The 26,040-nt window shown below is 54.9% G+C and carries 23 protein-coding genes; 18 read left to right on the top strand and 5 right to left on the bottom strand.

The window, feature by feature from the left end:
- Positions 1 to 34: 34 nt before the first annotated feature.
- From phnL to phnP, 5 genes are read left to right on the top strand one after another with little or no spacing between them, the layout of a single operon-like run.
- Positions 35 to 715 carry a phosphonate C-P lyase system protein PhnL gene (gene phnL, locus D9738_RS02480; RefSeq protein WP_000611425.1) on the top strand — a complete coding sequence of 227 codons (681 nt, stop codon included), beginning with the start codon at positions 35 to 37 and terminating at the stop codon, positions 713 to 715.
- Positions 712 to 1,848: an alpha-D-ribose 1-methylphosphonate 5-triphosphate diphosphatase gene (gene phnM / locus D9738_RS02475; RefSeq protein ID WP_130259488.1), complete on the top strand. Its 1,137-nt coding sequence runs from the start codon at positions 712 to 714 to the stop codon at positions 1,846 to 1,848. Before phnL ends, phnM begins: the two co-directional genes overlap by 4 nt.
- Positions 1,848 to 2,405, top strand: a complete 558-nt coding sequence (gene phnN, locus D9738_RS02470; RefSeq protein ID WP_130259487.1) for a ribose 1,5-bisphosphokinase — start codon at positions 1,848 to 1,850, stop codon at positions 2,403 to 2,405. Before phnM ends, phnN begins: the two co-directional genes overlap by 1 nt.
- Positions 2,392 to 2,826 carry an aminoalkylphosphonate N-acetyltransferase gene (gene phnO, locus D9738_RS02465; protein ID WP_001110490.1) on the top strand — a complete coding sequence of 145 codons (435 nt, stop codon included), beginning with the start codon at positions 2,392 to 2,394 and terminating at the stop codon, positions 2,824 to 2,826. The genes phnN and phnO overlap by 14 nt, the downstream gene beginning before the upstream one ends.
- Before the next feature lies 1 nt (position 2,827).
- Entirely contained in the window at positions 2,828 to 3,586 is a 759-nt protein-coding gene (phnP, locus tag D9738_RS02460) for a phosphonate metabolism protein PhnP (RefSeq protein WP_130259486.1), read from the top strand.
- A 26-nt stretch (positions 3,587 to 3,612) separates the two neighbouring features.
- Here the strand turns inward: phnP and yjdP are convergent, their stop codons facing one another.
- The 3 genes from yjdP to D9738_RS02445 form a co-directional block, all read right to left on the bottom strand.
- Positions 3,613 to 3,942: a DDRRRQL repeat protein YjdP gene (yjdP, locus tag D9738_RS02455; RefSeq protein WP_130259485.1), complete on the bottom strand. Its 330-nt coding sequence runs from the start codon at positions 3,940 to 3,942 to the stop codon at positions 3,613 to 3,615.
- Positions 3,943 to 4,010: 68 nt separating this feature from the next.
- On the bottom strand, positions 4,011 to 4,643 hold the full coding sequence (locus D9738_RS02450) for a GNAT family N-acetyltransferase (RefSeq protein ID WP_130206094.1): 633 nt from the start codon (positions 4,641 to 4,643) through the stop codon (positions 4,011 to 4,013).
- Between the two features lie 112 nt (positions 4,644 to 4,755).
- Complete coding sequence (locus D9738_RS02445) at positions 4,756 to 7,020, bottom strand: hybrid sensor histidine kinase/response regulator (RefSeq protein ID WP_130259484.1); 2,265 nt, start codon at positions 7,018 to 7,020, stop codon at positions 4,756 to 4,758.
- Between the two features lie 113 nt (positions 7,021 to 7,133).
- On the opposite strand from D9738_RS02445, the gene D9738_RS02435 reads away from it, so the two are divergent.
- Genes D9738_RS02435 through D9738_RS02410 form a run of 6 tightly spaced genes read left to right on the top strand, consistent with a single transcriptional unit; the run spans position 7,134 to position 13,208 of the window.
- On the top strand, positions 7,134 to 8,654 hold the full coding sequence (locus D9738_RS02435) for a sugar ABC transporter ATP-binding protein (RefSeq protein WP_130259483.1): 1,521 nt from the start codon (positions 7,134 to 7,136) through the stop codon (positions 8,652 to 8,654).
- On the top strand, positions 8,651 to 9,625 hold the full coding sequence (locus D9738_RS02430) for a hypothetical protein (protein ID WP_021557441.1): 975 nt from the start codon (positions 8,651 to 8,653) through the stop codon (positions 9,623 to 9,625). Before D9738_RS02435 ends, D9738_RS02430 begins: the two co-directional genes overlap by 4 nt.
- Before the next feature lie 30 nt (positions 9,626 to 9,655).
- A complete protein-coding gene (locus tag D9738_RS02425; protein ID WP_130205867.1) occupies positions 9,656 to 10,597 on the top strand; it encodes an ABC transporter substrate-binding protein in 942 nt (313 codons plus the stop codon).
- A gap of 54 nt (positions 10,598 to 10,651) precedes the next feature.
- Positions 10,652 to 11,335 carry a D-lyxose/D-mannose family sugar isomerase gene (locus D9738_RS02420; protein WP_130205865.1) on the top strand — a complete coding sequence of 228 codons (684 nt, stop codon included), beginning with the start codon at positions 10,652 to 10,654 and terminating at the stop codon, positions 11,333 to 11,335.
- 14 nt (positions 11,336 to 11,349) lie between these two features.
- Positions 11,350 to 12,210, top strand: a complete 861-nt coding sequence (locus tag D9738_RS02415) for a ketose 1,6-bisphosphate aldolase (RefSeq protein WP_130215626.1) — start codon at positions 11,350 to 11,352, stop codon at positions 12,208 to 12,210.
- Positions 12,207 to 13,208 carry a carbohydrate kinase family protein gene (locus D9738_RS02410; protein WP_130259482.1) on the top strand — a complete coding sequence of 334 codons (1,002 nt, stop codon included), beginning with the start codon at positions 12,207 to 12,209 and terminating at the stop codon, positions 13,206 to 13,208. Before D9738_RS02415 ends, D9738_RS02410 begins: the two co-directional genes overlap by 4 nt.
- Here the strand turns inward: D9738_RS02410 and D9738_RS02405 are convergent.
- A complete protein-coding gene (locus tag D9738_RS02405; RefSeq protein ID WP_130205859.1) occupies positions 13,205 to 13,912 on the bottom strand; it encodes a response regulator transcription factor in 708 nt (235 codons plus the stop codon). The two genes, D9738_RS02410 and D9738_RS02405, sit on opposite strands and share 4 nt — an antisense overlap.
- A gap of 290 nt (positions 13,913 to 14,202) precedes the next feature.
- Between D9738_RS02405 and yjcS the strand changes: the two genes are divergently transcribed.
- From yjcS to yjcO, 7 genes are all read left to right on the top strand, one after another.
- A complete protein-coding gene (yjcS, locus tag D9738_RS02400) occupies positions 14,203 to 16,188 on the top strand; it encodes an alkyl sulfatase YjcS (protein ID WP_130259481.1) in 1,986 nt (661 codons plus the stop codon).
- A 208-nt stretch (positions 16,189 to 16,396) separates the two neighbouring features.
- A complete protein-coding gene (locus tag D9738_RS02395; protein ID WP_001308208.1) occupies positions 16,397 to 16,672 on the top strand; it encodes a YtcA family lipoprotein in 276 nt (91 codons plus the stop codon).
- 18 nt (positions 16,673 to 16,690) lie between these two features.
- Positions 16,691 to 17,722: a multidrug efflux transporter periplasmic adaptor subunit MdtN gene (gene mdtN, locus D9738_RS02390; RefSeq protein WP_130259480.1), complete on the top strand. Its 1,032-nt coding sequence runs from the start codon at positions 16,691 to 16,693 to the stop codon at positions 17,720 to 17,722.
- Positions 17,722 to 19,773 (top strand): multidrug efflux transporter permease subunit MdtO, encoded by a 2,052-nt coding sequence (gene mdtO, locus D9738_RS02385; protein ID WP_130259479.1) that lies wholly within the window; start codon positions 17,722 to 17,724, stop codon positions 19,771 to 19,773. The genes mdtN and mdtO overlap by 1 nt, the downstream gene beginning before the upstream one ends.
- Positions 19,770 to 21,236 carry a multidrug efflux transporter outer membrane subunit MdtP gene (gene mdtP, locus D9738_RS02380; protein ID WP_130205853.1) on the top strand — a complete coding sequence of 489 codons (1,467 nt, stop codon included), beginning with the start codon at positions 19,770 to 19,772 and terminating at the stop codon, positions 21,234 to 21,236. The genes mdtO and mdtP overlap by 4 nt, the downstream gene beginning before the upstream one ends.
- Positions 21,237 to 21,433: 197 nt before the next feature.
- A complete protein-coding gene (gene fdhF / locus D9738_RS02375) occupies positions 21,434 to 23,581 on the top strand; it encodes a formate dehydrogenase subunit alpha (protein WP_077629246.1) in 2,148 nt (715 codons plus the stop codon).
- 93 nt (positions 23,582 to 23,674) lie between these two features.
- On the top strand, positions 23,675 to 24,364 hold the full coding sequence (gene yjcO, locus D9738_RS02370; RefSeq protein ID WP_064525643.1) for a Sel1 family TPR-like repeat protein YjcO: 690 nt from the start codon (positions 23,675 to 23,677) through the stop codon (positions 24,362 to 24,364).
- 78 nt (positions 24,365 to 24,442) lie between these two features.
- Here yjcO and gltP read toward each other — a convergent pair whose 3' ends face one another.
- On the bottom strand, positions 24,443 to 25,756 hold the full coding sequence (gene gltP, locus D9738_RS02365) for a glutamate/aspartate:proton symporter GltP (RefSeq protein ID WP_130205847.1): 1,314 nt from the start codon (positions 25,754 to 25,756) through the stop codon (positions 24,443 to 24,445).
- Positions 25,757 to 26,040: the final 284 nt, after the last annotated feature.

Below are 26,040 nucleotides of genomic sequence, written 5' to 3'. Positions count from 1 at the left end.
CGTCGCATCCGACACCCGAACCACGAGGCGAAAAATGATTAACGTACAAAACGTCAGTAAAACCTTCATCCTGCACCAGCAAAACGGCGTGCGCCTGCCCGTCTTACAACGCGCCTCGCTCACCGTCAACGCGGGCGAATGCGTGGTGCTCCACGGCCACTCCGGCAGCGGCAAATCAACCCTGCTGCGCTCGCTGTACGCCAACTATCTGCCCGACGAAGGGCAAATCCAGATCAAACACGGTGACGAATGGGTAGACCTGGTCACTGCACCAGCGCGCAAAGTGGTGGAAATCCGCAAAACCACCGTCGGCTGGGTGAGCCAGTTTCTGCGCGTCATCCCGCGTATTTCGGCGCTGGAAGTGGTGATGCAGCCGCTGCTCGATACTGGCGTTCCGCGTGAAGCCTGCGCCGCTAAAGCCGCGCGTCTGCTCACGCGCCTGAACGTACCGGAACGCCTGTGGCACCTTGCGCCATCAACCTTCTCGGGCGGCGAACAGCAGCGCGTCAACATTGCCCGTGGCTTTATCGTCGACTACCCCATTCTGCTGCTCGACGAACCCACCGCCTCGCTGGACGCCAAAAACAGCGCCGCCGTAGTCGAGCTGATTCGCGAAGCCAAAGCCCGTGGCGCGGCCATCGTCGGCATCTTCCATGATGAAGCCGTACGCAATGACGTCGCCGACCGCCTGCACCCAATGGGAGCCTCTGCATGATTATCAATAACGTCAAACTGGTGCTGGAAAACGAAGTGGTGCACGGTTCGCTGGAGATGCAGGACGGCGAAATCCGCGCCTTTGCCGAAAGCCAGAGCCGCCTGCCAGAAGCGATGGACGGCGAAGGCGGCTGGCTGCTGCCGGGGCTGATTGAGCTGCATACCGACAACCTCGATAAATTCTTCACCCCGCGCCCGAAAGTTGACTGGCCTGCCCACTCGGCGATGAGCAGCCACGACGCGCTGATGGTGGCGAGCGGCATCACCACCGTGCTGGACGCCGTGGCGATTGGTGATGTGCGCGACGGCGGCGATCGGCTGGAGAATCTGGAGAAGATGATCAACGCCATCGAAGAGACGCAGAAACGCGGTGTCAACCGCGCCGAGCACCGTCTGCACCTGCGCTGCGAACTGCCGCATCACACCACGCTGCCGCTGTTTGAAAAACTGGTGCAGCGCGAGCCAGTCACGCTGGTGTCGTTGATGGACCACTCACCCGGCCAGCGCCAGTTCGCCAACCGCGAGAAGTATCGCGAATATTATCAGGGCAAATACTCGCTCACCGATGCGCAGATGCAGCAGTACGAAGAGGAACAACTGGCGCTCGCCGCACGCTGGTCGCTGCCGAATCGCGAAACCATTGCCGCGATCTGCCGCACACGCCAGATTGCGCTTGCCAGCCACGATGACGCCACGCACGCCCACGTCGCCGAATCCCACCAGCTTGGCAGCGTGATCGCCGAATTTCCCACCACGTTTGAAGCAGCGGAAGCCTCGCGTAAGCATGGCATGAACGTGCTGATGGGCGCGCCGAATATCGTGCGTGGCGGCTCGCACTCCGGCAACGTGGCGGCAAGTGAACTGGCGCAGCTTGACCTGCTGGATATCCTCTCTTCCGACTACTACCCCGCCAGCCTGCTGGATGCGGCATTTCGCGTCGCCGATGACCAGAGCAACCGCTTTACGCTGCCGCAGGCGGTGAAGCTGGTGACCAAAAATCCGGCCCAGGCGCTGAATCTTCAGGATCGCGGGGTGATTGGCGAGGGCAAACGCGCCGACCTGGTGCTGGCGCATCGCAAGGGCAATCATATTCATATCGACCACGTCTGGCGTCAGGGTAAAAGGGTGTTCTGATGATGGGAAAGCTAATCTGGTTGATGGGGCCTTCCGGCTCCGGGAAAGACAGCCTGCTGGCGGCGCTGCGCCAGCGGGAACAGGCGCAGTTACTGGTGGCACATCGCTACATCACGCGCGATGCCTGTGCCGGAAGCGAAAACCATATCGCCCTGAGCGAGCAGGAGTTTTTTACCCGCGCGGGGCAAAATCTGTTGGCCTTAAGCTGGCACGCTAACGGTCTGTATTATGGCGTCGGCATCGAGATTGACCTCTGGCTGCACGCTGGATTCGACGTGGTAGTCAACGGCTCACGCGCGCATTTGCCGCAGGCGCGGGCGCGCTATCAATCGGCACTGCTGCCCATTTGTTTACAGGTTTCGCCGGAGATCCTCCGCCAGCGCCTGGAAAACCGTGGGCGTGAAAACGCCAGTGAAATTAACGCCCGGCTGGCGCGCGCCGCCCGCTATACTCCGCAGGATTGCCATACGCTCAACAATGACGGCAGCCTGCGCCAGTCGGTCGACACGCTGCTGACGCTGATCCATCAGAAGGAGAAACACCATGCCTGCTTGTGAGCTTCGCCCGGCCACGCAGTACGATACCGACGCGGTTTACGCGCTGATTTGTGAGCTAAAACAGGCGGAGTTTGACCATCACGCGTTTCGCGTGGGCTTTAACGCCAACCTGCGCGACCCGAATATGCGCTACCATCTGGCGCTGCTGGATGGCGAAGTTGTCGGCATGATCGGCCTGCATTTGCAGTTTCATCTGCATCATGTCAACTGGATCGGCGAAATTCAGGAACTGGTGGTGATGCCGCAGGCACGCGGTTTGAACGTGGGTAGCAAGTTGCTGGCATGGGCAGAAGAAGAAGCCCGCCAGGCCGGGGCCGAAATGACCGAGCTTTCCACCAACGTGAAGCGCCACGACGCGCACCGTTTCTATCTGCGCGAAGGCTACGAGCAGAGCCATTTCCGCTTCACGAAGGCGCTGTAACATGAGCCTGACTCTCACGCTCACCGGCACTGGCGGCGCACAGGGCGTTCCGGCATGGGGCTGTGAGTGCGCGGCCTGCGTCAGAGCGCGGCGCTCACCGCGGTATCGCCGCCAGCCATGCAGCGGCGTGGTGAAGTTTAACGAGGCTGTCACCCTGATCGACGCCGGGCGGCACGATCTCGCCGATCGCTGGTCACCCGGATCGTTCCAGCAGTTTTTGCTGACGCATTATCATATGGATCACGTCCAGGGGCTGTTTCCGCTGCGCTGGGGCGTTGGCGATCCGATCCCGGTTTACGGCCCGCCGGATGAACAGGGTTGCGACGATCTGTTTAAACATCCGGGCCTGCTTGATTTCAGCCACACGGTGGAACCGTTTGTAGTGTTTGATTTGCAGGGGGTGCAGGTCACGCCCCTGCCGCTCACCCACTCAAAACTCACTTTCGGCTATTTACTGGAAACGGCACATAGCCGGGTGGCGTGGCTGTCTGACACCGCTGGCCTGCCGGAAAAAACGCTGAAATTTTTACGCAATAACCAGCCGCAAGTGATGGTGATTGATTGCAGCCACCCGCCGCGCGAGGATGCGCCGCGTAATCACTGCGATTTAAACACCGTGCTGGCGCTGAATGAAGTTATCCGCTCGCCGCGCGTGATTCTGACGCACATCAGCCACCAGTTTGATGCGTGGCTGATGGAGAACGCGCTGCCGTCGGGATTTGAGGCGGGGTTTGATGGGATGGAGATTGGGGTAGCGTGATGGGGAGAATGTGCGCACTGGCCCCCTCACCGCCCATACTCATCTTCCATTCTCCGCTCTTCATCTTCTAGCTGCCGACGCTCCTGATCAAGCTGGCGCTGGCGATCGTCCAGTTGCCTGCGGCGATCTTCAAACTGGCGGTGGCGGTCGTCATATTGTCTGCGACGATCGTCGCTCACTTGACGCTGCCAGCCGTCGTCGCGCGAATCTTCATAGTCACGCCCACGGTCAGGGTTATAAGCGTCGTTAATCGCCTGCTGAATATTGCCAATGGTGTCGTCGATAATATCGGCCTGGGCCGGAACGGTGGACAGCGTGAGCAGGGTGAAAAGAAAGAGCGTGGAGTAAGGTTTCATAAGCCAGTCTCTGCAATGGACTGGCTTAACGTTAGTTGAGTGTGAATGAGCGGAGTAGCGGAGTAATCTCAAATTCGGTAAGGCGCAGACTCTTCCATTAGCTGGTTAGCTCGCTGTTTATTTTCCGCCACCAGCACAATGCCATGACATTTTTGATCCGGTGAAATACTCCAGATACGCTCTTCCGGAATGCAACCGCCATCGTAGATCACTTTCGTGCCATCGTAAGGCCAAAATGCCCCTTGTTCAGTGTCTAATACAAACACGGAAATCTGATCGGACTCGCGCGCGATCTTCTGCCAGAGCATCTTCCCGCCATCATATTGATCAAAATCGCTGATTAGCGTGATACCGCATTGCAGAATTAGCGCTTCATACAGCCGAGTTGCCAGCCCCTTATCGCGCTCACCAGGAGAGACACAAATACCTTCCACCTGTACCAGATCCGAGTCTTCCCACCAGCGTTCAACGGCAATGATATCGCTGCCGAACTCTTTTTTACGCTGCAGATCGAGAGCGGCAAGTACCCGATGACGCGGCACGCCTGCAAAAACTTCAATGTCCGCTTCAATGATGGCCGCTCTTGGCGTCTGCTTGTCATAAATTACCTGTAACAGACGTCCAGAAAGCTCGATCTCTTCCACCACGCGAAAAGAACGAGCAACCGTCATAGGGCTATAGGTGGTTGGCATCACGATCATATGTGAATCGCCTCTTGTCAGTACTGGCATAATTCCTTTTATATCCCATTCAGAACAGAATTGCTCACAATAGCAGCACGTTTGCTTCAGGCCTCTTGATAAATTCTGAAAATCATCCCTCTATTTGCCCCAGCGCCTGCGCCAACTGCGCGCGGGTAAAGGGTTTGCGCAGCAGCGCCACGTCGGGCAGCGCGGGGTTATGGCTGGGGCGTAAATCCTGACCGCTGATGAGTAGCAGCGTCAGGTGCGGGTAAAGTTTGCGGGCTGCATTGACCACTTCTGCGCCGCTCATACCGCCGGGGAGCATTAAGTCACTGATAAAAATATCGATTTCCGTTGATGTCGCCAGCAGGTCCAGCGCCTGTTCGCCGCTGCTCGCTTCCAGCGTCAAATAGCCCAACAGGTGCAACTGCTCGCAGATGGTCTGGCGCACCGCGGCTTCATCTTCCAGCACTAACACCAGTTTATCGCCGCTGACGGCTGTCTGCTCTACCACCGCTGGCAATACGTTTTTCTCCGCCACCAGCGCGCGGGGAAGCTGTAATCTGACCGTTGTTCCTTGCCCTGGCGCGCTTTCAATTTCCACGCGCCCGCCGGACTGGCGCACGAACCCATAGACCATCGACAAGCCCAGACCGCTGCCACTGCCCGTCTGTTTAGTGGTAAAGAACGGCTCGAACACCTGGCTTTTCACCGCCTGCGACATACCACAGCCATGATCGATAACCTCCAGCGCCACCATGTCCTGTCGCTGCCCACTGCTGCGGGTGACACGCTGATTCCAGGTGCGAATTTTGATGATTCCCGTCTGCCCTTCCATCGCATCGCGGGCGTTCACTACCAGGTTGATGATGGCGTTTTCCAGTTGGCTGACGTCAATCCACGCGGGCCACGCCGGAGACTGAGCTTCAATCTCCAGCGCCAGGGTTGCCGGTAAGGAGTGGCGCATTAATTCGCTTAACTCTTCCAGCAGAGTTTTCAGTTCAACGGCTTGCGGATGTAAGGACTGCTTGCGGGAAAACGCCAGTAGCCGCTGGGTCAGTAGCGCCCCACGTTCGGCGGCTTGCAGCGCCCGCTGTATTCGCGGCGCGTCGGGAGAGTCCGTGTTCACCAGCTCCAGGCTGCCAATGATCACCGCCAGTAGATTATTAAAATCATGCGCCAGCCCGCCCGTCAGTTGCCCGACCGCTTTCAACTTCTGGCTGTGCAATAGCGCCTCTTCCAGCCCCTGCCGCTCGGTTTGGGCAATCTCCATCTGCGTGGTTTTCTCTTTCAACAGCCGGGACGTTCGTTCGAGTGATGCGGTATTGCGGGCGAAGACGTTAAAGGCACGCGCCAGTTCACCCAACTCATCGCGCCGCTGTAGCGCCGGAAAAGTGACGTCCGCTTCGCCGTGCGCCAGGCGGCTCATGGCGCGGGAAATCGCCGTCAGGTTAGAGCCGAGATTGCGATAGATATACCAACCTGCAAACGCGGTGATCACCACCGCTAACAGGGCGAAAATCATGATCACCCTCTCGCCAGAGCGCAGATCCTGGTAACTTTGCGCCACTCGCTGACCGGAGAGCGTCGCTACCTGTTCGGCATAATGGTTAATGTCACTATTGAGGATCGCCACCAGCGCTTTGATGTGAAACATATACCAGCTGATTGCCAGATCGCTTTGCTCCAGAGCTTCCGAAAGTGGCGCCAGATTGCGCAGTTCACGATTAAAATCAGTGAGTAGCGTATTGACCAACGGCGTATCGCTGTGGGTCGGGAATGCAGACATCACCCCGACCAGTTGATGAATAATCGCCTGCGGCGCGGGCGTGGCAATAGCGGCAACAATCAGTCGGTTCATCTCGTTAAGCAAAATGTCATCTTCCGCGTGAGTGACTTTTTGCAAATGTCGCAGATAACTTAAGTTTTGATATAGCGAACTTAACAGCGCGTTACGCTCCAGATGCCGCCTTTGCCCGCGCTCCAGCATTCCGCCGACGCTGGTTTGCAGTTCGTTACTACGCGTGATGATGCGCGCCACTAGCCCGGCGTCCTGCTGCGCTAAAGGCGCGTCCGCCAGTTGCTCAAGCGAGCTTTTTAATGCCCGCTGTGTCTCCTGCAATCGCTCGGCTTCGCCTTTGTATTCCAGCGCACCCACCACCTGTGACAATCGCACCGCCGCCGTCGCCACGTTTGCCGTGTCGCGCGTCAGATTCAGGCTGCCGGTCATATCATCCACCGTTTGCTGCTGCACCTGCTCCTGCATCTGGCTGGCATGACGAAAGCCCATTACCGCCACGCCGCTGACCATCAGCGTCACCGCCACCACCAGCAAATTTAAAAGCAGCAATCGCCCGCGCGCGCTGGCAAAAAAGTGACGTCCGGGGTGCGCCATATCACGCTCCGTAAAGAAAAATCGCAATATGACAAATATGAACGGCTTCTGACATTTTGCATTTACTTTCCTGTGATGGAGTGCTGATATCGACAACCTCGCAGGAGTCCGCCATGAACAGCACGCCGGTTCTGGAGATGCGCAATATTGCCAAAGCTTTTGGCAAATTTTATGCGCTCAAAGGGGTGGATTTGACGGTCTACCCAGGCGAGATCCATGCTCTGATGGGGGAAAACGGCGCGGGAAAAAGCACGCTGATGAAGGTGCTGGCGGGGGCTTATACCGCCACCAGCGGCGAGATCCTGATTGACGGCAGGCCCTTTCACATTCGCACGCCAAAAGATGCCTTAAGCGCCGGTATTACGCTGATTTATCAGGAGATGCAGCTGGCACCGAATCTGACGGTAGCTGAAAACATTTTCCTCGGCAGCGAGCTTTCCCACGGCGGGCTGGTGCAGCGCATAGAGATGCTGATGCAGGCGCAAAAAGTGATCGACCGCCTCGGCGCGCAGTTTAACGCCAGCGATAAAGTCATGACGCTGACCATTGCCGAGCAACAACAGGTCGAAATCGCCCGCGCGCTGCATCGCAACAGCCGCATTCTGGTGATGGACGAACCCACCGCCGCCCTCTCCTCGCGTGAAACTCACCGCCTGTTTGAACTGATTATGCGGCTGCGCGATGAAGGGATGGCGATTATCTATATCAGCCACCGCATGGCGGAAGTGTATGAGCTTTCCGATCGCGTCAGCGTGCTGCGCGACGGGCAATACGTTGGCAGCCTGACCCGCGATAACCTCAACGCCGCTGAACTGGTACGGATGATGGTCGGCAGGCCACTGAGCGATCTGTTCAATAAAGAGCGCGATATCCCGCTCGGCAAAGCCCGCCTGAATGTTCACCACCTGACCGACGGTGGCAAAGTCCAGCCGAGTAGCCTGCTGGTGCGTTCCGGCGAAATTGTCGGCCTCGCCGGGCTGGTAGGAGCCGGACGTTCAGAGCTGGCGCAGTTGATCTTCGGCGTACGTAAAGCGACGGGCGGAATGATTGAAGTCGATGGCGAACCGGTGGTGATCCACTCCCCGCGCGAAGCTATCGATCTTGGCATTGGTTTTCTCACCGAAAATCGCAAAGAACAAGGTTTGTTCCTTGAAATGGCGGCAGCCGAAAACATCACTATGGCAACCCTGGAGCGCGATGCCAACTGGGGAATACTCAACCGCAAAAAAGCACAAACCATCTCCGATGACGCCATCAAGTTGCTCAACATCCGCGTGCCTCATGCCCAGGTGCGAGCGGGCGGGCTTTCAGGCGGCAATCAGCAAAAGCTGTTGATCTCCCGCTGGGTGGCGATTGGCCCGCGTATTTTACTGCTCGACGAACCCACGCGTGGTGTGGATGTCGGCGCAAAAAGCGAGATCTACCGGATCATGAACGAGATGGCGCGCAAAGGCGTGGCGATCCTGATGATCTCCAGCGAACTGCCGGAGATAGTTGGCATGAGCGATCGCGTTTATGTGATGCGCGAAGGCAGCATTGCCGGTGAGTTAAACGGCAAAAACATCACCCAGGAAAACATTATGACCTTAGCGACTGGCGTCAACGACGCCCATTCCCAGGCGGTGCCCTCATGACGACATCTGCAAAGACCTCTGCCAAAAAAATGCTGATGAGCGATCTGATGCAAACGGTCGGCATTTTGCCCATTTTGATTCTGATCGTGGCGGTATTTGGCTTTATCGCGCCAAACTTTTTTACCGAAAGCAACCTGCTAAATATTACCCGCCAGGCGTCGATCAACATTGTGCTGGCGGCGGGGATGACCTTCATCATTTTGACTGGCGGGATCGACCTTTCTGTAGGTTCAATTCTCGGCACCACGGCGGTAGCGGCGATGGTCGTCTCCCTTAGCCCGGAGTTCGCCATGCTGTCGATTCCAGCGGCGCTGATGCTCGGCCTGCTGCTGGGTTTGTTCAACGGCGCGCTGGTGGCCTTTGCCGGATTGCCACCGTTTATCGTCACGCTCGGCACCTATACGGCGCTACGCGGGGCGGCGTATCTGCTGGCGGACGGCACCACGGTCATCAACTCCAACATTAATTTCGAGTGGATAGGTAATAACTATCTTGGGCCTGTCCCGTGGCTGGTGGTGATTGCCCTCGCAGTGATTGTGCTGTGCTGGTTTATTCTGCGCCGCACCACGCTTGGCGTTCATATCTACGCCGTCGGCGGCAATATGCAGGCAGCGCGTCTTACCGGCATTAAGGTCTGGCTGGTGCTGCTGTTTGTTTATGGCATGAGCGGCCTGCTTTCAGGGCTTGGCGGGATTATGAGCGCCTCGCGGCTGTACAGCGCCAACGGCAACTTAGGCATGGGGTACGAACTGGATGCCATTGCGGCGGTGATCCTCGGCGGCACCAGTTTCGTTGGCGGCATCGGCACCATTACCGGCACGCTGGTTGGGGCGCTGATTATCGCCACGCTAAACAACGGCATGACCCTAATGGGCGTCTCTTACTTCTGGCAACTGGTGATCAAAGGGGCGGTGATCATCATTGCGGTGCTGATCGATAAATACCGTACCCGACATCATCAAAGCGCATAACAACAATACCCTACACATGAGGAATACAGCATGAGATTGAAGCCCTTAGTGACCGCGCTCTGTGCAGGCGCGCTGCTGGCCGCAGCACCGTTCGCCCAGGCAAAAGAATTGAAATCGATAGGCGTGACGGTAGGCGATCTGGCAAACCCATTCTTCGTGCAGATCACCAAAGGCGCGGAGCTGGAAGCGCGCAAACTGGCGGGCGATAACGTCAAAGTGACGCTGGTGTCCAGCGGCTACGATCTGGGCCAGCAGGTGTCGCAGATCGACAACTTTATCGCCGCTAACGTCGATATGATCATCCTCAACGCTGCCGATTCAAAAGGGATCGGCCCGGCGGTGAAACGGGCGAAAGACGCCGGGATCGTGGTCGTCGCAGTTGACGTAGCGGCAGAAGGCGCCGATGCCACCATCACTTCCGATAACACCCAGGCAGGCGAAATGGCCTGTAAGTACATCACCGATCGCCTGAAAGGCAAAGGCAACGTGGTGATCATCAACGGGCCTCCGGTGTCCGCCGTGCAAAACCGCGTTGAAGGCTGCCAGACTGAATTTAAACGCCATCCTGACATCAAGGTGCTCTCTGACAACCAGAACGCCAAAGGCAGTCGTGAAGGCGGGCTGGAGGTAATGACCGGACTGCTGGCGGCAAATCCGAAGATCGACGGCGTATTTGCCATTAACGATCCCACCGCGATCGGTGCCGATCTGGCAGCCAAACAGGCACAACGTAGCGAGTTCTTTATTGTCGGCGTTGACGGAAGCCCGGACGCCGAAGAGGCGCTGAAACGTGAGAACTCGTTGTTTGTCGCCACCCCTGCGCAAGATCCCCAGGTGATGGCAGCGAAAGCGGTGGAAATTGGCTACGACATTTTGCAGGGCAAACCCGCGCCGAAAGAGCCGGTGCTGATCCCGGTGACGATGATCGACAAAAACAACGTCGGCAATTACAAAGGCTGGACGGTGAAATAAGTCCACACGCCGGGCGGCGCAGCTGCCCGGCCACCGCTAAGGAGAACGCTTTCGATGAAACGCTCCGCTATAAACGACATTCTCGGCCATACACGGCAATTCTTTTCGCAACATGACGTGCATCTTCCGCCCTTTGCCAGTTTCACGCCTGCCCAATGGCAACAACTCGACTCCACTGCGTGGGAGGAAGTTTTTGAGCTCAAACTCGGCTGGGATGTTACCGCTTTTGGTGGCAACGACTTTGCTGCACAGGGGCTGACGCTGTTTACCCTGCGTAACGGCTCACCAAAAGGAATGCCGTATGTGAAATGTTACGCCGAGAAGATCATGCATGTGCGCGATGCGCAGGTAACGCCAATGCATTTTCACTGGCGTAAGCGTGAGGACATTATCAATCGCGGCGGCGGCAATTTGATTGTTGAACTGTGGAATGCCGATAGCAACGAGCAAACGGTTGATAGCGACGTTACGGTGGTGATCGACGGCTGCCGCCAGAAACATACCGCAGGCAGTCAGTTGCGCCTGTCTCCCGGCGAAAGTATCTGCCTGCCGCCTGGCCTTTATCACAGCTTTTGGGCAGAAGCCGGTTTTGGCGATGTGCTGGTTGGCGAAGTCTCTTCTGTTAATGACGACGACCACGATAACCACTTTTTACAGCCGCTGGACCGCTACAACCTGATTGACGAAGACGAACCAGCCCAGTTGGTGTTGTGTAACGAATACCGCCAGTTCCGCTGAATAAGGAGAACGTTATGCCGTTGATTTCTCTCGCTGAAGGGCTGGCTCATGCCCGCGAACATCACTATGCGTTAGGCGCGTTTAATGTGCTGGACTCACACTTTTTACGCGCGCTATTCGCTGCGGCCAGACAGGAACGCTCGCCGTTTATTATCAACATTGCCGAAGTACATTTTAAATATATCTCGCTGGATTCCCTGGTCGAAGCCGTGAAATTTGAAGCGGCGCGCCATGCCATTCCGGTGGTGTTAAATCTCGATCACGGGCTGCATTTTGAATCGGTGGTGCAAGCATTGCGGCTGGGATTCAGCTCGGTAATGTTTGACGGCTCCACGCTGGAGTATGAAGAAAATGTCCGCCAGACGCGGGAAGTGGTGAAAATGTGCCATGCCGTTGGCGTATCGGTAGAAGCTGAACTGGGCGCGGTAGGTGGCGACGAAGGCGGTGCGCTTTACGGTCATGCCGATGAATCTCTGTTTACCGATCCGCAACTGGCGCGTGATTTTGTCGACCGTACCGGCATTGACGCGCTGGCCGTGGCGATTGGCAATGCACACGGCAAATATCGCGGCGAACCGAAACTCGATTTCCCGCGCCTCGACGCTATCCGCCAGCAGGCGGCTATCCCGCTGGTGTTACACGGCGGCTCAGGGATTAGCGATGCCGATTTCCGCCGCGCCATCGAACGGGGTATCCACAAAATCAATTTCTACACGGGTATGTCGCAAGCGGCGCTGGCAGCCGTTGAGGCCCGAATGGCGCGCCGTCAGCCGATGTATGACGAGTTCGCCGAGTTACTGCTGGCAGTGGAAGCCGCCATCAGCGATACGGTTGCACAACAGATGCGTATTTTCGGCAGTGCGGGGCAAGCATGATGGAACGTAAAGGGATTATCGCCGCAGGCAATATGCTGGTTGATCACGTCCACCAGATTATCCAGTGGCCAGAGCGCGGCTGGCTGGCGGAGATCACCCACAGCGAACGCTCAACTGGAGGCGCGCCGCTTAACGTCCTGCTGACGCTGGCGAAAATGCGCACCGGGTTGCCGTTACAGGCGGTCGGGCTAATCGGTCAGGACAGCGACGGCGATTACATCATGGCGATGCTTGAGCAATATCACGTCAATCGCCAGCATGTGCAGCGCACCACCTTTGCCCCGACGTCGATGTCGCAGGTGATGACCGACCCAGGCGGGCAGCGCACCTTTTTCCATTCGCCGGGTACTAACCGACTGCTTGATCTTCCGGCGTTCGATCAGCTTGATAACAGCATGAAGATTTTCCATCTCGGCTATTTACTGTTGCTCGATAGCCTGGATATGCCGGACGATGTTTACGGTACTCGTAGCGCGCGTCTGCTGGCGCAAATGCGTGATAATGGCTTTGAAACCTCGCTCGACCTTGTCTCCCGCAAGGGCGATCCGCGTTATCAGCCGATGGTGCTGCCCGCGTTGCGCCATCTGGATTATCTGATAATTAACGAACTGGAGGCCGGGGAGTTTAGCGGGCTGGAAATTCGCTTACCCAACGGCGAACCGCATATCGTGCATATTGCTGCCGCCGCGCGTGAACTGTTAGATGCGGGCGTACGCCAGCGAGTGGTGATCCACTGCCCGGAAGGTGCCTGGGGAGAGACACCGGAACAGGGCGGCGTGTGGATCCCTTCGCAAAAGTTAGAACAACGGGAAATTATCGGCAGCGTCGGCGCGGGCGATGCATTTTGTGCCGGATTTTTATATGGCTGCCATGAACGCTGGACGCTTACCGAGAGCATCAAACTGGCACACGCCTGCGCGCGGGCAAGCCTGTTATGTGCCAATGCTATCGACGGGGCAAAAACGCTGGAAGAACTACAAACAGAATTGTCGGATTAGTGCACGTCGGCAGCGAAGACATACCCCAGACCGCGCAGAGTTTTAATCAACATCGGCTGATGCGGGTTTAGTTCGATTTTGCGGCGTAAGCGCATGATTAATACGTCGATGGTGCGATCAAACACCTCCACGCTGTCGCTGTGGGTGAACTCCAGCAACTGCTCGCGGCTCAATACCCGACGAGCGTTTTGCGCCAGGGCCAGTAACAAGCCATATTCGCCCTGGGTCAGCTCGACATGTTGTTGTAGCGGATTGTGCAACTGGCAGCGCGTGGTATCGAGATACCAGCCATTGAATGACAGTCCAGCGTTTTTCTCCTCATTGACCACCAGCGCGCCAACGCGCCGTAGCACCGCTTTTAGTCGCGCGACCACGACCCGTGGGGTAAACGGCTTGCAGATGTAATCATCTGCGCCCATTTCCAGCCCGACCACCACATCAGACTCGCTGCCCAGGCCGGTCAGCATCACCACCGGCAGTGCAGGACGCATTTTCTGTAATTGTTGCAATACCCTCAGGCCGTTGGTATCGGGTAGCATCATATCCAGCACTACCAGCGCGATATCAGGATCGCCCTCAACACGTGATATTGCCTCCTGCCCGGTATGGCAGACCGAAACCGTAAAGACATGTTCACTTAACACGTCCTGCAACAGTGCGCAGATAGCCGTGTCATCATCCACCACCAGCACAACAGGTTTCATGGTTATACTCCGAATTATTCACCTGATTAATCATTGTGCGGACTTCTTGCCGAAGTGAAAGAGAAAAGCAATATATATAATAAAAACATAAGTTAGGTCACATTATTGATGACAATAATAAATATGCCGTAATTTTCCCTCTTCAGCACAAATGCCTAATAAAATGGCTCGTTCCGCTCACACTTCCACTTATTAAAGTCGCAAATTCCCAATTATGATAACGCCAGCTTTAAATGACGTATTTTGCATGGATTACATATTTACGACATAAATGATAAATGGAGATTTATATGAATAACTCTCGGTTATTCCGTTTGAGCAGGATTGTTATTGCCTTAACCGCCGTCAGCGGCATGATGATAAATACCGCTTACGCAACAGATGAAGCGAAAGGCGCCACTCAATATACCCAGCAGGTTAATCAGAATTACGCCAAATCATTACCGTTTAGCGATCGTCAGGATTTTGACGATGCCCAGCGTGGATTTATCGCCCCGCTGCTGGATGAAGGTATTCTGCGTGATGCGAACGGTAAAGTTTACTACCGCGCAGACGATTACAAATTTGATATTAATGCCGCTGCGCCGGAAACCGTAAACCCCAGCCTGTGGCGTCAGTCGCAGATCAACGGTATTTCTGGCCTGTTTAAAGTCACCGATAGAATGTATCAGGTGCGCGGCCAGGATATCTCTAACATTACATTCGTTGAGGGCGAGAAAGGCATTATTGTTATCGACCCGCTGGTGACGCCGCCTGCCGCAAAAGCCGCACTTGACCTTTACTTCCAGCATCGTCCGCAAAAACCGATTGTTGCCGTTATCTACACTCACAGCCACGCCGACCACTATGGTGGCGTGAAAGGTATTATCTCTGAAGCCGATGTGAAATCCGGCAAAGTTCAGGTGATTGCCCCAGCTGGTTTTATGGACGAAGCCATCAGCGAAAACGTGCTGGCGGGGAACATCATGAGCCGCCGTGCGCTCTACTCTTACGGTCTGTTACTGCCGCACAACGCGCAAGGCAACGTAGGCAACGGCCTCGGTGTGACGCTGGCAACGGGCGACCCGAGCATTATTGCACCGACTAAAACTATCGTCAGAACTGGCGAGAAGATGATTATCGACGGCCTGGAGTTTGACTTCCTGATGACCCCAGGCAGCGAAGCGCCAGCCGAAATGCACTTCTATATTCCGGCCCTGAAAGCCCTGTGTACCGCCGAGAACGCCACGCATACCCTGCACAACTTCTACACTTTGCGCGGCGCGAAAACCCGCGACACCAGCAAGTGGACCGAGTATCTGAACGAAACGCTGGATATGTGGGGTAACGACGCGGAAGTACTGTTTATGCCGCACACCTGGCCGGTCTGGGGCAATAAGCATATCAATGATTATATTGGTAAATATCGCGATACTATCAAGTACATTCACGACCAGACCCTGCACCTGGCGAACCAGGGCTACACCATGAATGAAATCGGCGACATGATTAAGCTGCCACCTGCGCTTGCCAATAACTGGGCCAGCCGCGGCTATTACGGTTCTGTCAGCCACAACGCCCGCGCGGTGTATAACTTCTATCTTGGCTATTACGACGGTAACCCGGCTAACCTGCATCCGTATGGTCAGGTGGAGATGGGTAAACGTTATGTGCAGGCGCTGGGCGGTTCTGCCCGTGTCATCAACCTGGCGAAAGAAGCGAACAAGCAAGGTGATTATCGCTGGTCCGCAGAGTTGCTGAAACAGGTGATCGCCGCCAACCCGGGTGACCAGGTGGCGAAGAATCTGCAAGCGAATAACTTTGAACAGCTGGGCTATCAGGCCGAGTCCGCTACCTGGCGCGGTTTCTACCTGACCGGCGCGAAAGAACTGCGCGAAGGGGTACATAAGTTCAGCCACGGCACCACCGGTTCCCCGGACACCATTCGCGGAATGTCGGTCGAAATGCTGTTCGACTTTATGGCCGTTCGCCTCGATAGCGCGAAAGCCGCGGGTAAAAATATCAGCCTGAACTTCAATATGAGCAACGGCGATAACCTCAACCTGACGCTGAACGATAGCGTGCTTAACTACCGTAAAACACTGCAACCGCAAGCCAACGCCTCTTTCTATATCAGCCGTGAAGATCTGCACGCCGTGCTGACCGGACAAGCCAAAATGGCGGATCTGGTAAAAGCGAAGAAAGCCAAAATTATTGGCAATGGCGCGAAACTGGAAGAAATTATTGCCTGTCTGGATAATTTCGATTTGTGGGTGAATATCGTAACTCCAAATTAATGCCACTCGCTTTTGGGGGCGCTTAAGCCCCCAAAAGTATTTATTTTAAAAATACATACAACCAATTAATACATAAAATATATAAGTTATGAATGCGGTGGCTGAATAAAGCTATTTTTATTCATCGAGAAAATAGCCATACTGACGCCTTCAATGGATATTGATATTCACTACAGATATTGTTCGCAGCAGACAGGATGTATTTAATATGCCAACAGTTCTCTCTCGCATGGCGATGCAACTCAAAAAAACAGCCTGGATAATTCCCGTCTTCATGGTTTCGGGATGTTCATTATCTCCGGCAATCCCGGTGATCGGCGCTTATTATCCCAGCTGGTTTTTCTGCGCTATTGCCAGCCTTATTTTGACGCTCATCACGAGGCGAATTATTCAGCGGACAAATATCAATCTGGCATTTGTCGGAATTATTTATACCGCCCTTTTTGCTCTCTACGCCATGCTGTTCTGGCTGGCATTTTTCTAATCTATTTGAGACGCGCTCATGGAAAGTACGCCGAAAAAAGCTCCTCGCAGTAAATTCCCTGCTCTGTTAGTGGTTGCGCTGGCGCTGGTTGCCCTTGTTTTCGTTATCTGGCGCGTAGACAGTGCGCCATCAACTAATGACGCTTACGCGTCAGCAGATACCATTGATGTGGTGCCGGAAGTCAGCGGTCGCATTGTAGAACTGGCGGTCACCGACAACCAGGCGGTGAAACAGGGCGATTTGCTGTTCCGCATCGACCCGCGCCCGTACGAAGCCAATCTGGCGAAAGCTGAAGCCTCCCTCGCGGCGCTGGATAAGCAAATTATGCTCACCCAGCGTAGCGTTGACGCGCAACAGTTTGGTGCCGACTCGGTTAATGCCACGGTAGAAAAAGCCCGTGCCGCTGCAAAACAGGCCAGCGATACATTACGCCGCACCGAGCCATTACTGAAAGAAGGTTTTGTCTCAGCGGAAGACGTTGACCGTGCAAGAACGGCGCAGCGCGCCGCAGAAGCGGATCTTAATGCCGTATTGTTGCAGGCGCAGTCAGCCGCCAGCGCCGTCAGCGGCGTCGATGCATTAGTTGCCCAGCGTGCGGCAGTCGAAGCGGATATCGCGCTGACGAAACTGCATCTGGAAATGGCAACCGTTCGCGCGCCGTTTGATGGCCGGGTCATTTCCCTCAAAACCTCCGTCGGGCAATTTGCTTCTGCCATGCGCCCTATTTTCACCCTAATCGACACTCGTCACTGGTACGTTATCGCCAACTTCCGCGAAACCGATTTGAAAAACATTCATGCCGGTACACCCGCAACGATTCGCCTGATGAGCGACAGCGGCAAAACCTTCGAGAGTAAAGTGGATTCGATTGGCTACGGCGTGCTACCGGATGACGGCGGCCTGGTGCTGGGCGGCCTGCCGAAAGTGTCTCGGTCTATTAACTGGGTCCGCGTCGCCCAGCGTTTTCCGGTCAAAATCATGGTTGATAAACCCGATCCGGAAATGTTCCGCATCGGTGCTTCGGCAGTCGCTAATCTTGAGCCGCAATAATGAGCGCGCTCAACTCCCTGCCATTACCGGTGGTCAGGCTGCTGGCGTTCTTTCATGAAGAGTTAAGCGAGCGGCGACCAGGCCGCGTGCCGCAGACCGTGCAACTCTGGGTAGGCTGCCTGCTGGTGATTCTGATCTCGATGACCTTTGAGATCCCTTTTGTGGCGTTATCGCTGGCAGTGCTGTTTTACGGTATTCAGTCGAACGCGTTTTATACCAAATTTGTGGCGATCTTGTTTGTGGTCGCCACGGTGCTGGAGATCGCCAGCCTGTTTTTGATCTACAAATGGTCCTACGGCGAACCGTTGATCCGATTGATCATCGCCGGACCGATCCTGATGGGCTGCATGTTTTTGATGCGCACCCATCGGCTGGGGCTGGTCTTTTTCGCCGTCGCCATTGTCGCTATTTACGGGCAAACCTTCCCCGCCATGCTCGACTATCCGGAAGTGGTCGTGCGCTTAACGCTGTGGTGTATCGTTGTTGGCCTCTATCCAACCTTGCTGATGACGTTAATCGGCGTGCTGTGGTTTCCCAGTCGTGCCATTACGCAAATGCATCAGGCGCTTAATGATCGGCTTGATGATGCCATTGGTCACCTGACAGACAGCCTCGCACCGCTACCCGAAACGCGGATTGAAAGAGAGGCGCTGGCGCTGCAAAAACTCAATGTCTTTTGTCTCGCGGACGATGCCAACTGGCGAACTCAAAGCGCATGGCGGCAAAGCTGCGTGGCAACGGTAACCTACATTTACTCGACGCTGAATCGCTACGATCCCACCTCTTTTGCTGATTCTCAGGCAATCATTGAATTTCGGCAAAAATTAGCCTCAGAAATCAACAAGCTGCGACATGCCATTGCCAAAGGTCAGTGCTGGCAAAGCGACTGGCGACTTAGTGAAGATGAAGCGATGGCGGCACGGGAATGTAACCTGGAGAATATCTGCCAGACGTTATTGCAACTGGGTCAGATGGACCCGAATACGCCGCCAACGCCCGCAGCCAAACCGCCGTCAATGGTCGCCGATGCTTTTACCAATCCAGACTATATGCGCTACGCGGTAAAAACGCTGCTCGCCTGTTTGATCTGTTACACCTTCTACAGCGGCGTGGACTGGGAAGGCATTCACACCTGTATGCTGACCTGCGTGATCGTCGCTAACCCGAACGTCGGTTCGTCGTACCAGAAGATGGTGCTGCGTTTTGGCGGGGCTTTTTGCGGCGCGATTCTGGCGCTGTTATTTACACTACTGGTCATGCCCTGGCTGGACAATATTGTCGAATTGCTGTTTGTGCTGGCACCGATTTTCCTGTTGGGCGCATGGATTGCCACCAGCTCCGAACGTTCTTCTTATATCGGCACACAGATGGTGGTCACCTTCGCGCTCGCCACGCTCGAAAACGTTTTTGGCCCGGTGTACGACCTGGTGGAAATTCGCGATCGCGCCCTGGGTATCATCATTGGTACTGTGGTGTCAGCGGTGATTTACACCTTTGTCTGGCCTGAAAGCGAAGCGCGCACGCTGCCGCAAAAACTGGCTGGTGCGCTGGGTATGTTAAGTAAGGTAATGCGGATCCCACGCCAGCAGGAAGCCACGGCTCTGAGCACTTATCTGCAAATTCGCATAGGTCTGCATGCGGCGTTTAATGCCTGTGAAGAGATGTGCCAACGCGTGGCGCTGGAGCGTCAACTGGACAGCGAAGAACGCGCATTACTGATTGAACGTTCGCAAACGGTTATTCGTCAGGGACGCGACATTCTTCACGCCTGGGATGCGACCTGGAACTCGGCGCAGGCGCTGGATAACGCACTACAGCCGGACAGAGCAGGCCAGTTTGCCGACGCACTGGAGAAATACGCCGCCGGTCTGGCAACTGCACTCAGCCGTTCTCCTCAAATAACGCTTGAAGAAACACCTGCCTCGCAGGCCATCCTGCCCACCTTATTAAAACAGGAGCAACACGTCTGCCAGCTTTTCGCCCGCTTGCCAGACTGGACAGCCCCGGCATTAACGCCCGCCACGGAACAGGCACAAGGAGCCACACAATGATCAATCGTCAACTTTCACGTCTGCTGTTGTGCAGCATTCTCGGCAGCACGACGCTGATTTCCGGCTGTGCCCTGGTACGCAAGGATTCTGCGCCTCATCAACAGCTCAAACCGGAACAAATCAAACTTGCCGATGATATTCATCTGGCCAGTTCCGGCTGGCCGCAGGCGCAGTGGTGGAAACAATTTAACGACCCGCAACTGGATGCCCTGATCCAGCACACGTTGCAAGGTTCACACACGCTTGCCGAAGCGAAACTGCGGGAAGAAAAAGCGCAATCACAGGCCGACCTGTTAGATGCCGGTTCACAATTGCAGGTGGCGGCGATAGGGATGCTCAACCGCCAACGTGTCTCGGCGAACGGTTTTTTAAGCCCTTATTCAATGGATGCGCCAGCACTGGGTATGGACGGGCCGTACTATACGGAAGCCACAGTAGGTTTGTTTGCCGGATTGGATCTTGATTTGTGGGGTGTGCATCGCTCGGCGGTTGCCGCCGCCATTGGCGCGCATAATGCCGCGCTGGCAGAAACCGCAGCAGTAGAGCTATCGCTGACCACTGGCGTAGCGCAGCTTTATTACAGCATGCAGGCCAGCTACCAGATGCTTGATCTGTTAGAGCAAACTCGCGATGTGATTGATTACGCGGTGAGAGCGCACCAGAGCAAAGTGGCGCACGGTCTGGAAGCGCAAGTGCCTTTCCACGGCGCGCGGGCGCAGATTCTGGCCGTCGATAAACAAATTGCTGCCGTCAAAGGGCAAATCACCGAAACGCGAGAATCTCTGCGTGCATTGATTGGCGCGGGAGCCAGCGATATGCCGGAGATCAAGTCGGTGGCATTACCGCAAGTACAGACCGGTATTCCGGCGACACTCTCTTATGAGTTGCTCGCCAGGCGCCCGGATCTGCAAGCCATGCGTTGGTATGTTCAGGCGTCATTAGATCAGGTAGATTCCGCGCGGGCGTTGTTCTATCCGAGCTTTGATATCAAAGCGTTTTTCGGTCTGGACTCCATCCACCTGGATACCTTATTCAAAAAAACCAGTCGCCAGTTCAACTTCATCCCGGGTCTGAAATTGCCGCTGTTTGACGGTGGACGGTTGAATGCCAATCTCGAAGGCACTCGCGCCGCCAGCAACATGATGATTGAACGTTACAACCAGTCAGTACTGAACGCGGTGCGCGACGTTGCAGTCAATGGCACGCGTCTGCAAACGCTCAACGACGAGCGGGAGATGCAGGCAGAACGCGTAGAAGCAACCCGCTTCACCCAGCGTGCCGCCGACGCCGCCTACCAACGCGGTCTAACCAGCCGTTTACTGGCCACCGAAGCTCAGTTGCCGGTGCTTTCCGAAGAGATGTCATTACTGATGCTGGACAGCCGCCGTGTGATTCAAAGTATTCAGTTGATGAAATCACTGGGCGGCGGGTATCAGGCGGCTCCCGTCGTTGAGAAAAAATAAAATGTCTGCCGCGTGATGGCTGTCACGCGGTATTTCGTTTCGTCACGTCAAAACTGACGACAGCCTGTTTTTCGTCAGAGTTTTGAATAAATAGTGCCCGTAATATCAGGGAATAGCCTCAAATAAAATGTGGCATAAAAGATGCATACTGTGGTCGAGAGCGCGTATGCGTGATTTGATTAACTGGAGCGAGACTGATGAAAAAAGTCGTCACGGTTTGCCCATATTGCGCATCAGGTTGCAAAATCAACCTGGTCGTCGATAACGGCAAAATCGTCCGGGCGGAGGCAGCACAGGGGAAAACCAACCAGGGTACTCTGTGTCTGAAGGGTTATTATGGCTGGGATTTTATTAACGATACCCAGATCCTGACCCCGCGCCTGAAAACCCCCATGATCCGTCGCCAGCGTGGCGGCAAACTCGAACCTGTTTCCTGGGATGAGGCACTGAATTACGTTGCCGAGCGCCTGAGCGCCATCAAAGAGAAGTACGGTCCGGATGCCATCCAGACGACAGGCTCCTCGCGTGGTACGGGTAACGAAACCAACTATGTAATGCAAAAATTTGCGCGCGCCGTTATTGGTACCAATAACGTTGACTGCTGCGCTCGCGTCTGACACGGCCCATCGGTTGCAGGTCTGCACCAATCGGTCGGTAACGGCGCAATGAGCAATGCCATTAACGAAATTGATAATACCGATTTAGTGTTCGTTTTCGGGTACAACCCGGCGGATTCCCACCCTATCGTGGCGAATCACGTGATTAACGCTAAACGTAACGGGGCGAAAATTATCGTCTGCGATCCGCGCAAAATTGAAACCGCGCGCATTGCTGACATGCACATCGCACTGAAAAACGGCTCGAACATCGCGCTGTTGAATGCGATGGGCCATGTCATTATTGAAGAAAATCTGTACGACAAAGCGTTCGTCGCTTCTCGCACAGAGGGCTTTGAAGAGTATCGTAAAATCGTTGAAGGCTACACGCCGGAGTCGGTTGAAGATATCACCGGCGTTAGCGCCAGTGAGATTCGTCAGGCGGCGCGGATGTATGCCCAGGCGGAAAGCGCATCTATTCTGTGGGGCATGGGTGTGACCCAGTTCTATCAGGGCGTGGAAACCGTCCGTTCTCTGACCAGCCTCGCGATGCTGACCGGTAACCTCGGTAAGCCGCATGCGGGTGTTAACCCGGTTCGTGGTCAGAACAACGTGCAGGGCGCCTGTGATATGGGCGCGCTGCCGGATACGTATCCGGGATACCAGTACGTGAAAGATCCGGCTAACCGCGAGAAATTCGCCAAAGCCTGGGGCGTAGAAAGCCTGCCTGCTCATACCGGCTATCGCATCAGCGAGCTGCCGCACCGCGCAGCGCATGGCGAAGTGCGTGCCGCGTACATTATGGGCGAAGATCCGCTGCAAACGGATGCGGAACTGTCGGCAGTCCGTAAAGCCTTTGAAGATCTGGAACTGGTCATCGTTCAGGACATCTTTATGACCAAAACCGCGTCGGCGGCGGATGTCATATTACCGTCAACGTCGTGGGGCGAGCATGAAGGTGTCTATACTGCGGCTGACCGTGGCTTCCAGCGTTTCTTCAAGGCGGTTGAACCGAAGTGGGATCTGAAAACGGACTGGCAGATTATCAGTGAAATCGCCACCCGTATGGGTTATCCGATGCACTACAACAACACCCAGGAGATCTGGGACGAGTTGCGTCATCTGTGCCCGGATTTCTACGGTGCGACTTACGAGAAAATGGGCGAACTGGGCTTCATTCAGTGGCCTTGCCGCGATACGTCAGATGCCGATCAGGGGACTTCTTATCTGTTTAAAGAGAAGTTTGATACCCCGAACGGTCTGGCGCAGTTCTTCACCTGCGACTGGGTAGCGCCAATCGACAAACTCACCGACGAGTACCCGATGGTACTGTCAACGGTGCGTGAAGTTGGCCACTACTCTTGCCGTTCGATGACCGGTAACTGTGCGGCACTGGCAGCGCTGGCTGATGAACCTGGCTACGCACAAATCAATACCGAAGACGCCAAGCGTCTGGGTATTGAAGATGAGGCATTGGTTTGGGTGCACTCGCGTAAAGGCAAAATTATCACCCGTGCGCAGGTCAGCGATCGTCCTAACAAAGGGGCGATTTACATGACCTACCAGTGGTGGATTGGCGCCTGTAACGAGCTGGTTACCGAGAACTTAAGCCCGATTACCAAAACGCCGGAATACAAATACTGCGCCGTGCGCGTCGAGCCGATCGCCGATCAGCGCGCCGCCGAGCAGTACGTGATTGACGAGTACAACAAGTTGAAAACTCGCCTGCGCGAAGCGGCACTGGCGTAAATAAGTCCCTTCTACAGCCTCCTCTGGGAGGCTGTTTTTTTATCCATTCGAACTCTTTATACTGGATACACCCTACCCAATCGTATTATCAAAATGAAAAAAATTATCGCATTGATGTTGTTTTTGACATTCTTTGCCCACGCGAATGACTCTGAGCCTGGCAGCCAGTATGTAAAGGCGGCAGAGGCCGGAGACAGACGCGCACAATATTTTCTTGCCGACAGCTGGTTTAGCTCCGGCGATTTGAGCAAAGCCGAATATTGGGCACAGAAAGCCGCCGACAGTGGTGATGCCGATGCCTGCGCGCTGTTGGCGCAGATTAAAATCACCAATCCGGTCAGTCTGGACTATCCACAAGCAAAAATTCTCGCCGAAAAAGCAGCGCAAGCGGGCAGTAAAGAAGGTGAAGTGACGCTGGCACATATTCTGGTGAATACTCAGGCAGGTAAACCGGATTATCCGAAGGCGATTTCGCTGTTAGAAAACGCCTCGGAAGATCTGGAGAACGACTCCGCCGTCGATGCCCAGATGCTGCTTGGTTTGATTTACGCCAACGGCATAGGCATTAAGGCCGATGATGAGAAAGCGACCTGGTATTTCAAGCGTAGCTCTGCGATTTCCCGTACCGGTTATTCCGAGTACTGGGCAGGAATGATGTTCTTAAACGGTGAAGAAGGTTTTATCGAGAAGAACAAACAGAAGGCGCTGCACTGGTTGAACCTGAGCTGTATGGAAGGGTTTGATACCGGGTGTGAAGAGTTTGAAAAATTAACCAATGGTTAAGGTAGCCCTGATAAGACGCGGTAAGCGTCGCATCAGGCATCCACACATTGCCGGGTGGATGTCCCCGGCAATCTTCAATTACTGATCCGCAGTCTTATCAAATTTGCCCAGCACTTCACGCTCGTAGGCCATCGCTTTTTTGTGGTCAAATTTGTGTTCCCACTTGGCAATCACCAGCACCGCCAGCGCATTACCCACTACGTTCAGCGCGGTACGTGCCATGTCGAGGATACGGTCAACACCAGCAATAAACGCCAGACCTTCCAGCGGAATACCTACGCTGCCCAGCGTCGCCAGCAGCACCACAAACGACACGCCCGGCACGCCAGCAATCCCTTTCGAGGTCACCATCAGCGTCAGCACCAGAATAATTTCCTGCCAGATGGACAGGTCAATGCCATACAACTGCGCGATGAAGATAGCCGCAATACTTTGATACAGCGTCGAACCATCGAGGTTAAAAGAGTAACCGGTCGGCACCACGAAACTGGTGATCGATGCCGGGGCGCCGTAGGCTTCCATCTTCTCAATAATTCGCGGCAGTACGCTTTCTGAGCTGGCAGTGGAGTACGCCAGAATCAACTCATCTTTCAGAATACGAATCAAGATCCAGACACTTAACCCGCACAGGCGCGCCACAATTCCCAACACCGCCAGCGCGAAGAACAGAATGGCGAAATGCACCAGCAGCACCAGTTTCGCCAGTGGCCACAGAGAAGAGAAACCAAAGTTAGCCACCGTCACCGCAATCAGCGCGAACACCCCCACTGGGGCATAGCGCATCACCATGTGCGTCACTTTAAACATGGTTTCAGAGATGGAGCGGAACACGGTCACCAGCGGTTCGCGATGCGCCGCGGGCAGGGAGGAAAGCCCCAGACCAAACAGCACCGAGAAGAAGATGATTGGCAGCATTTCGCCTTTCGCCATCGATGCCACAATGTTCGTCGGCACCAGCGACAAAATCGTCCCCATAATACCGTGAGAACTGCTTTGTACCGCTTCCGTGGTGCTCTGATATTTCGAGATATCGACAGTCGCCAGCTGTGACATATCGACCCCTGCTCCAGGCTGGAAGACGTTCGCCAGGGTGATCCCCAGGATGATGGCGACAGTGGTGATCGCCTCAAAGTAGATAATGGTTTTCGCGCCAATTCGCCCAAGCTGCTTGGCATCGCCGACACCCGCGATACCGACCACCAGCGTGGAAATCACGATCGGCACAACGATCATTTTAATCAGGTGGATAAAGATATCACCTGCCGGGGAGAGAAAATTAACGACTAACCAGTCACGGCTGTCGCTATGATAATGCAGGTAACTTCCCAGGAGAATGCCCAGCACCATAGCAATGAGTATCTGCCAGGCAAGGCTGATTTTTATATTTTTCATACGATTGACTTCCTCAGTGGAACGCCGTTCCCCGTTCAAAAACGTAAGAACGTTATAAACTGCAGGGTATGGATTGTGTTGCGTTGGTTTGTGGATTTTTTTAACGCTTATGATCAGTATCATTTGCGCGGTATGTCGCGCAACCCTTTAACAACAGAGCTTTTCGCTGCATTAATGCATAATAACGCGACTTTATGGCAAAATTAATGAATAACTATTTGTTATGAAAGGATTTTTATTTGTTTAATTTGCAATAATACTGATTGGTGATTATTTTTTGCATG

The sequence above is a fragment of the Escherichia sp. E10V5 genome, assembly GCF_004212315.1.
In the GTDB taxonomy this organism is placed as follows: domain Bacteria; phylum Pseudomonadota; class Gammaproteobacteria; order Enterobacterales; family Enterobacteriaceae; genus Escherichia.
Note: the sequence above shows the minus strand (reverse complement) of the source record. Positions and strands in the feature narration are given on the sequence as shown.

What these genes read in the sequence shown, in the direction of transcription:
- yjcO (WP_064525643.1), top strand. Translation starts at nt 23,675, where the DNA reads ATGAAAAAAATTATCGCATTGATGTTGTTTTTGACATTCTTTGCCCAC.
- D9738_RS02405 (WP_130205859.1), bottom strand. Translation starts at nt 13,912, where the DNA reads ATGAAACCTGTTGTGCTGGTGGTGGATGATGACACGGCTATCTGCGCA.
- D9738_RS02420 (WP_130205865.1), top strand. Translation starts at nt 10,652, where the DNA reads ATGAAACGCTCCGCTATAAACGACATTCTCGGCCATACACGGCAATTC.
- D9738_RS02415 (WP_130215626.1), top strand. Translation starts at nt 11,350, where the DNA reads ATGCCGTTGATTTCTCTCGCTGAAGGGCTGGCTCATGCCCGCGAACAT.
- mdtP (WP_130205853.1), top strand. Translation starts at nt 19,770, where the DNA reads ATGATCAATCGTCAACTTTCACGTCTGCTGTTGTGCAGCATTCTCGGC.
- yjdP (WP_130259485.1), bottom strand. Translation starts at nt 3,942, where the DNA reads ATGAAACCTTACTCCACGCTCTTTCTTTTCACCCTGCTCACGCTGTCC.
- mdtO (WP_130259479.1), top strand. Translation starts at nt 17,722, where the DNA reads ATGAGCGCGCTCAACTCCCTGCCATTACCGGTGGTCAGGCTGCTGGCG.
- D9738_RS02395 (WP_001308208.1), top strand. Translation starts at nt 16,397, where the DNA reads ATGCCAACAGTTCTCTCTCGCATGGCGATGCAACTCAAAAAAACAGCC.
- gltP (WP_130205847.1), bottom strand. Translation starts at nt 25,756, where the DNA reads ATGAAAAATATAAAAATCAGCCTTGCCTGGCAGATACTCATTGCTATG.
- phnN (WP_130259487.1), top strand. Translation starts at nt 1,848, where the DNA reads ATGATGGGAAAGCTAATCTGGTTGATGGGGCCTTCCGGCTCCGGGAAA.
- phnO (WP_001110490.1), top strand. Translation starts at nt 2,392, where the DNA reads ATGCCTGCTTGTGAGCTTCGCCCGGCCACGCAGTACGATACCGACGCG.
- D9738_RS02430 (WP_021557441.1), top strand. Translation starts at nt 8,651, where the DNA reads ATGACGACATCTGCAAAGACCTCTGCCAAAAAAATGCTGATGAGCGAT.
- D9738_RS02425 (WP_130205867.1), top strand. Translation starts at nt 9,656, where the DNA reads ATGAGATTGAAGCCCTTAGTGACCGCGCTCTGTGCAGGCGCGCTGCTG.
- D9738_RS02435 (WP_130259483.1), top strand. Translation starts at nt 7,134, where the DNA reads ATGAACAGCACGCCGGTTCTGGAGATGCGCAATATTGCCAAAGCTTTT.
- mdtN (WP_130259480.1), top strand. Translation starts at nt 16,691, where the DNA reads ATGGAAAGTACGCCGAAAAAAGCTCCTCGCAGTAAATTCCCTGCTCTG.
- D9738_RS02450 (WP_130206094.1), bottom strand. Translation starts at nt 4,643, where the DNA reads ATGATCGTGATGCCAACCACCTATAGCCCTATGACGGTTGCTCGTTCT.
- D9738_RS02410 (WP_130259482.1), top strand. Translation starts at nt 12,207, where the DNA reads ATGATGGAACGTAAAGGGATTATCGCCGCAGGCAATATGCTGGTTGAT.
- D9738_RS02445 (WP_130259484.1), bottom strand. Translation starts at nt 7,020, where the DNA reads ATGGCGCACCCCGGACGTCACTTTTTTGCCAGCGCGCGCGGGCGATTG.
- phnL (WP_000611425.1), top strand. Translation starts at nt 35, where the DNA reads ATGATTAACGTACAAAACGTCAGTAAAACCTTCATCCTGCACCAGCAA.
- phnP (WP_130259486.1), top strand. Translation starts at nt 2,828, where the DNA reads ATGAGCCTGACTCTCACGCTCACCGGCACTGGCGGCGCACAGGGCGTT.
- yjcS (WP_130259481.1), top strand. Translation starts at nt 14,203, where the DNA reads ATGAATAACTCTCGGTTATTCCGTTTGAGCAGGATTGTTATTGCCTTA.
- phnM (WP_130259488.1), top strand. Translation starts at nt 712, where the DNA reads ATGATTATCAATAACGTCAAACTGGTGCTGGAAAACGAAGTGGTGCAC.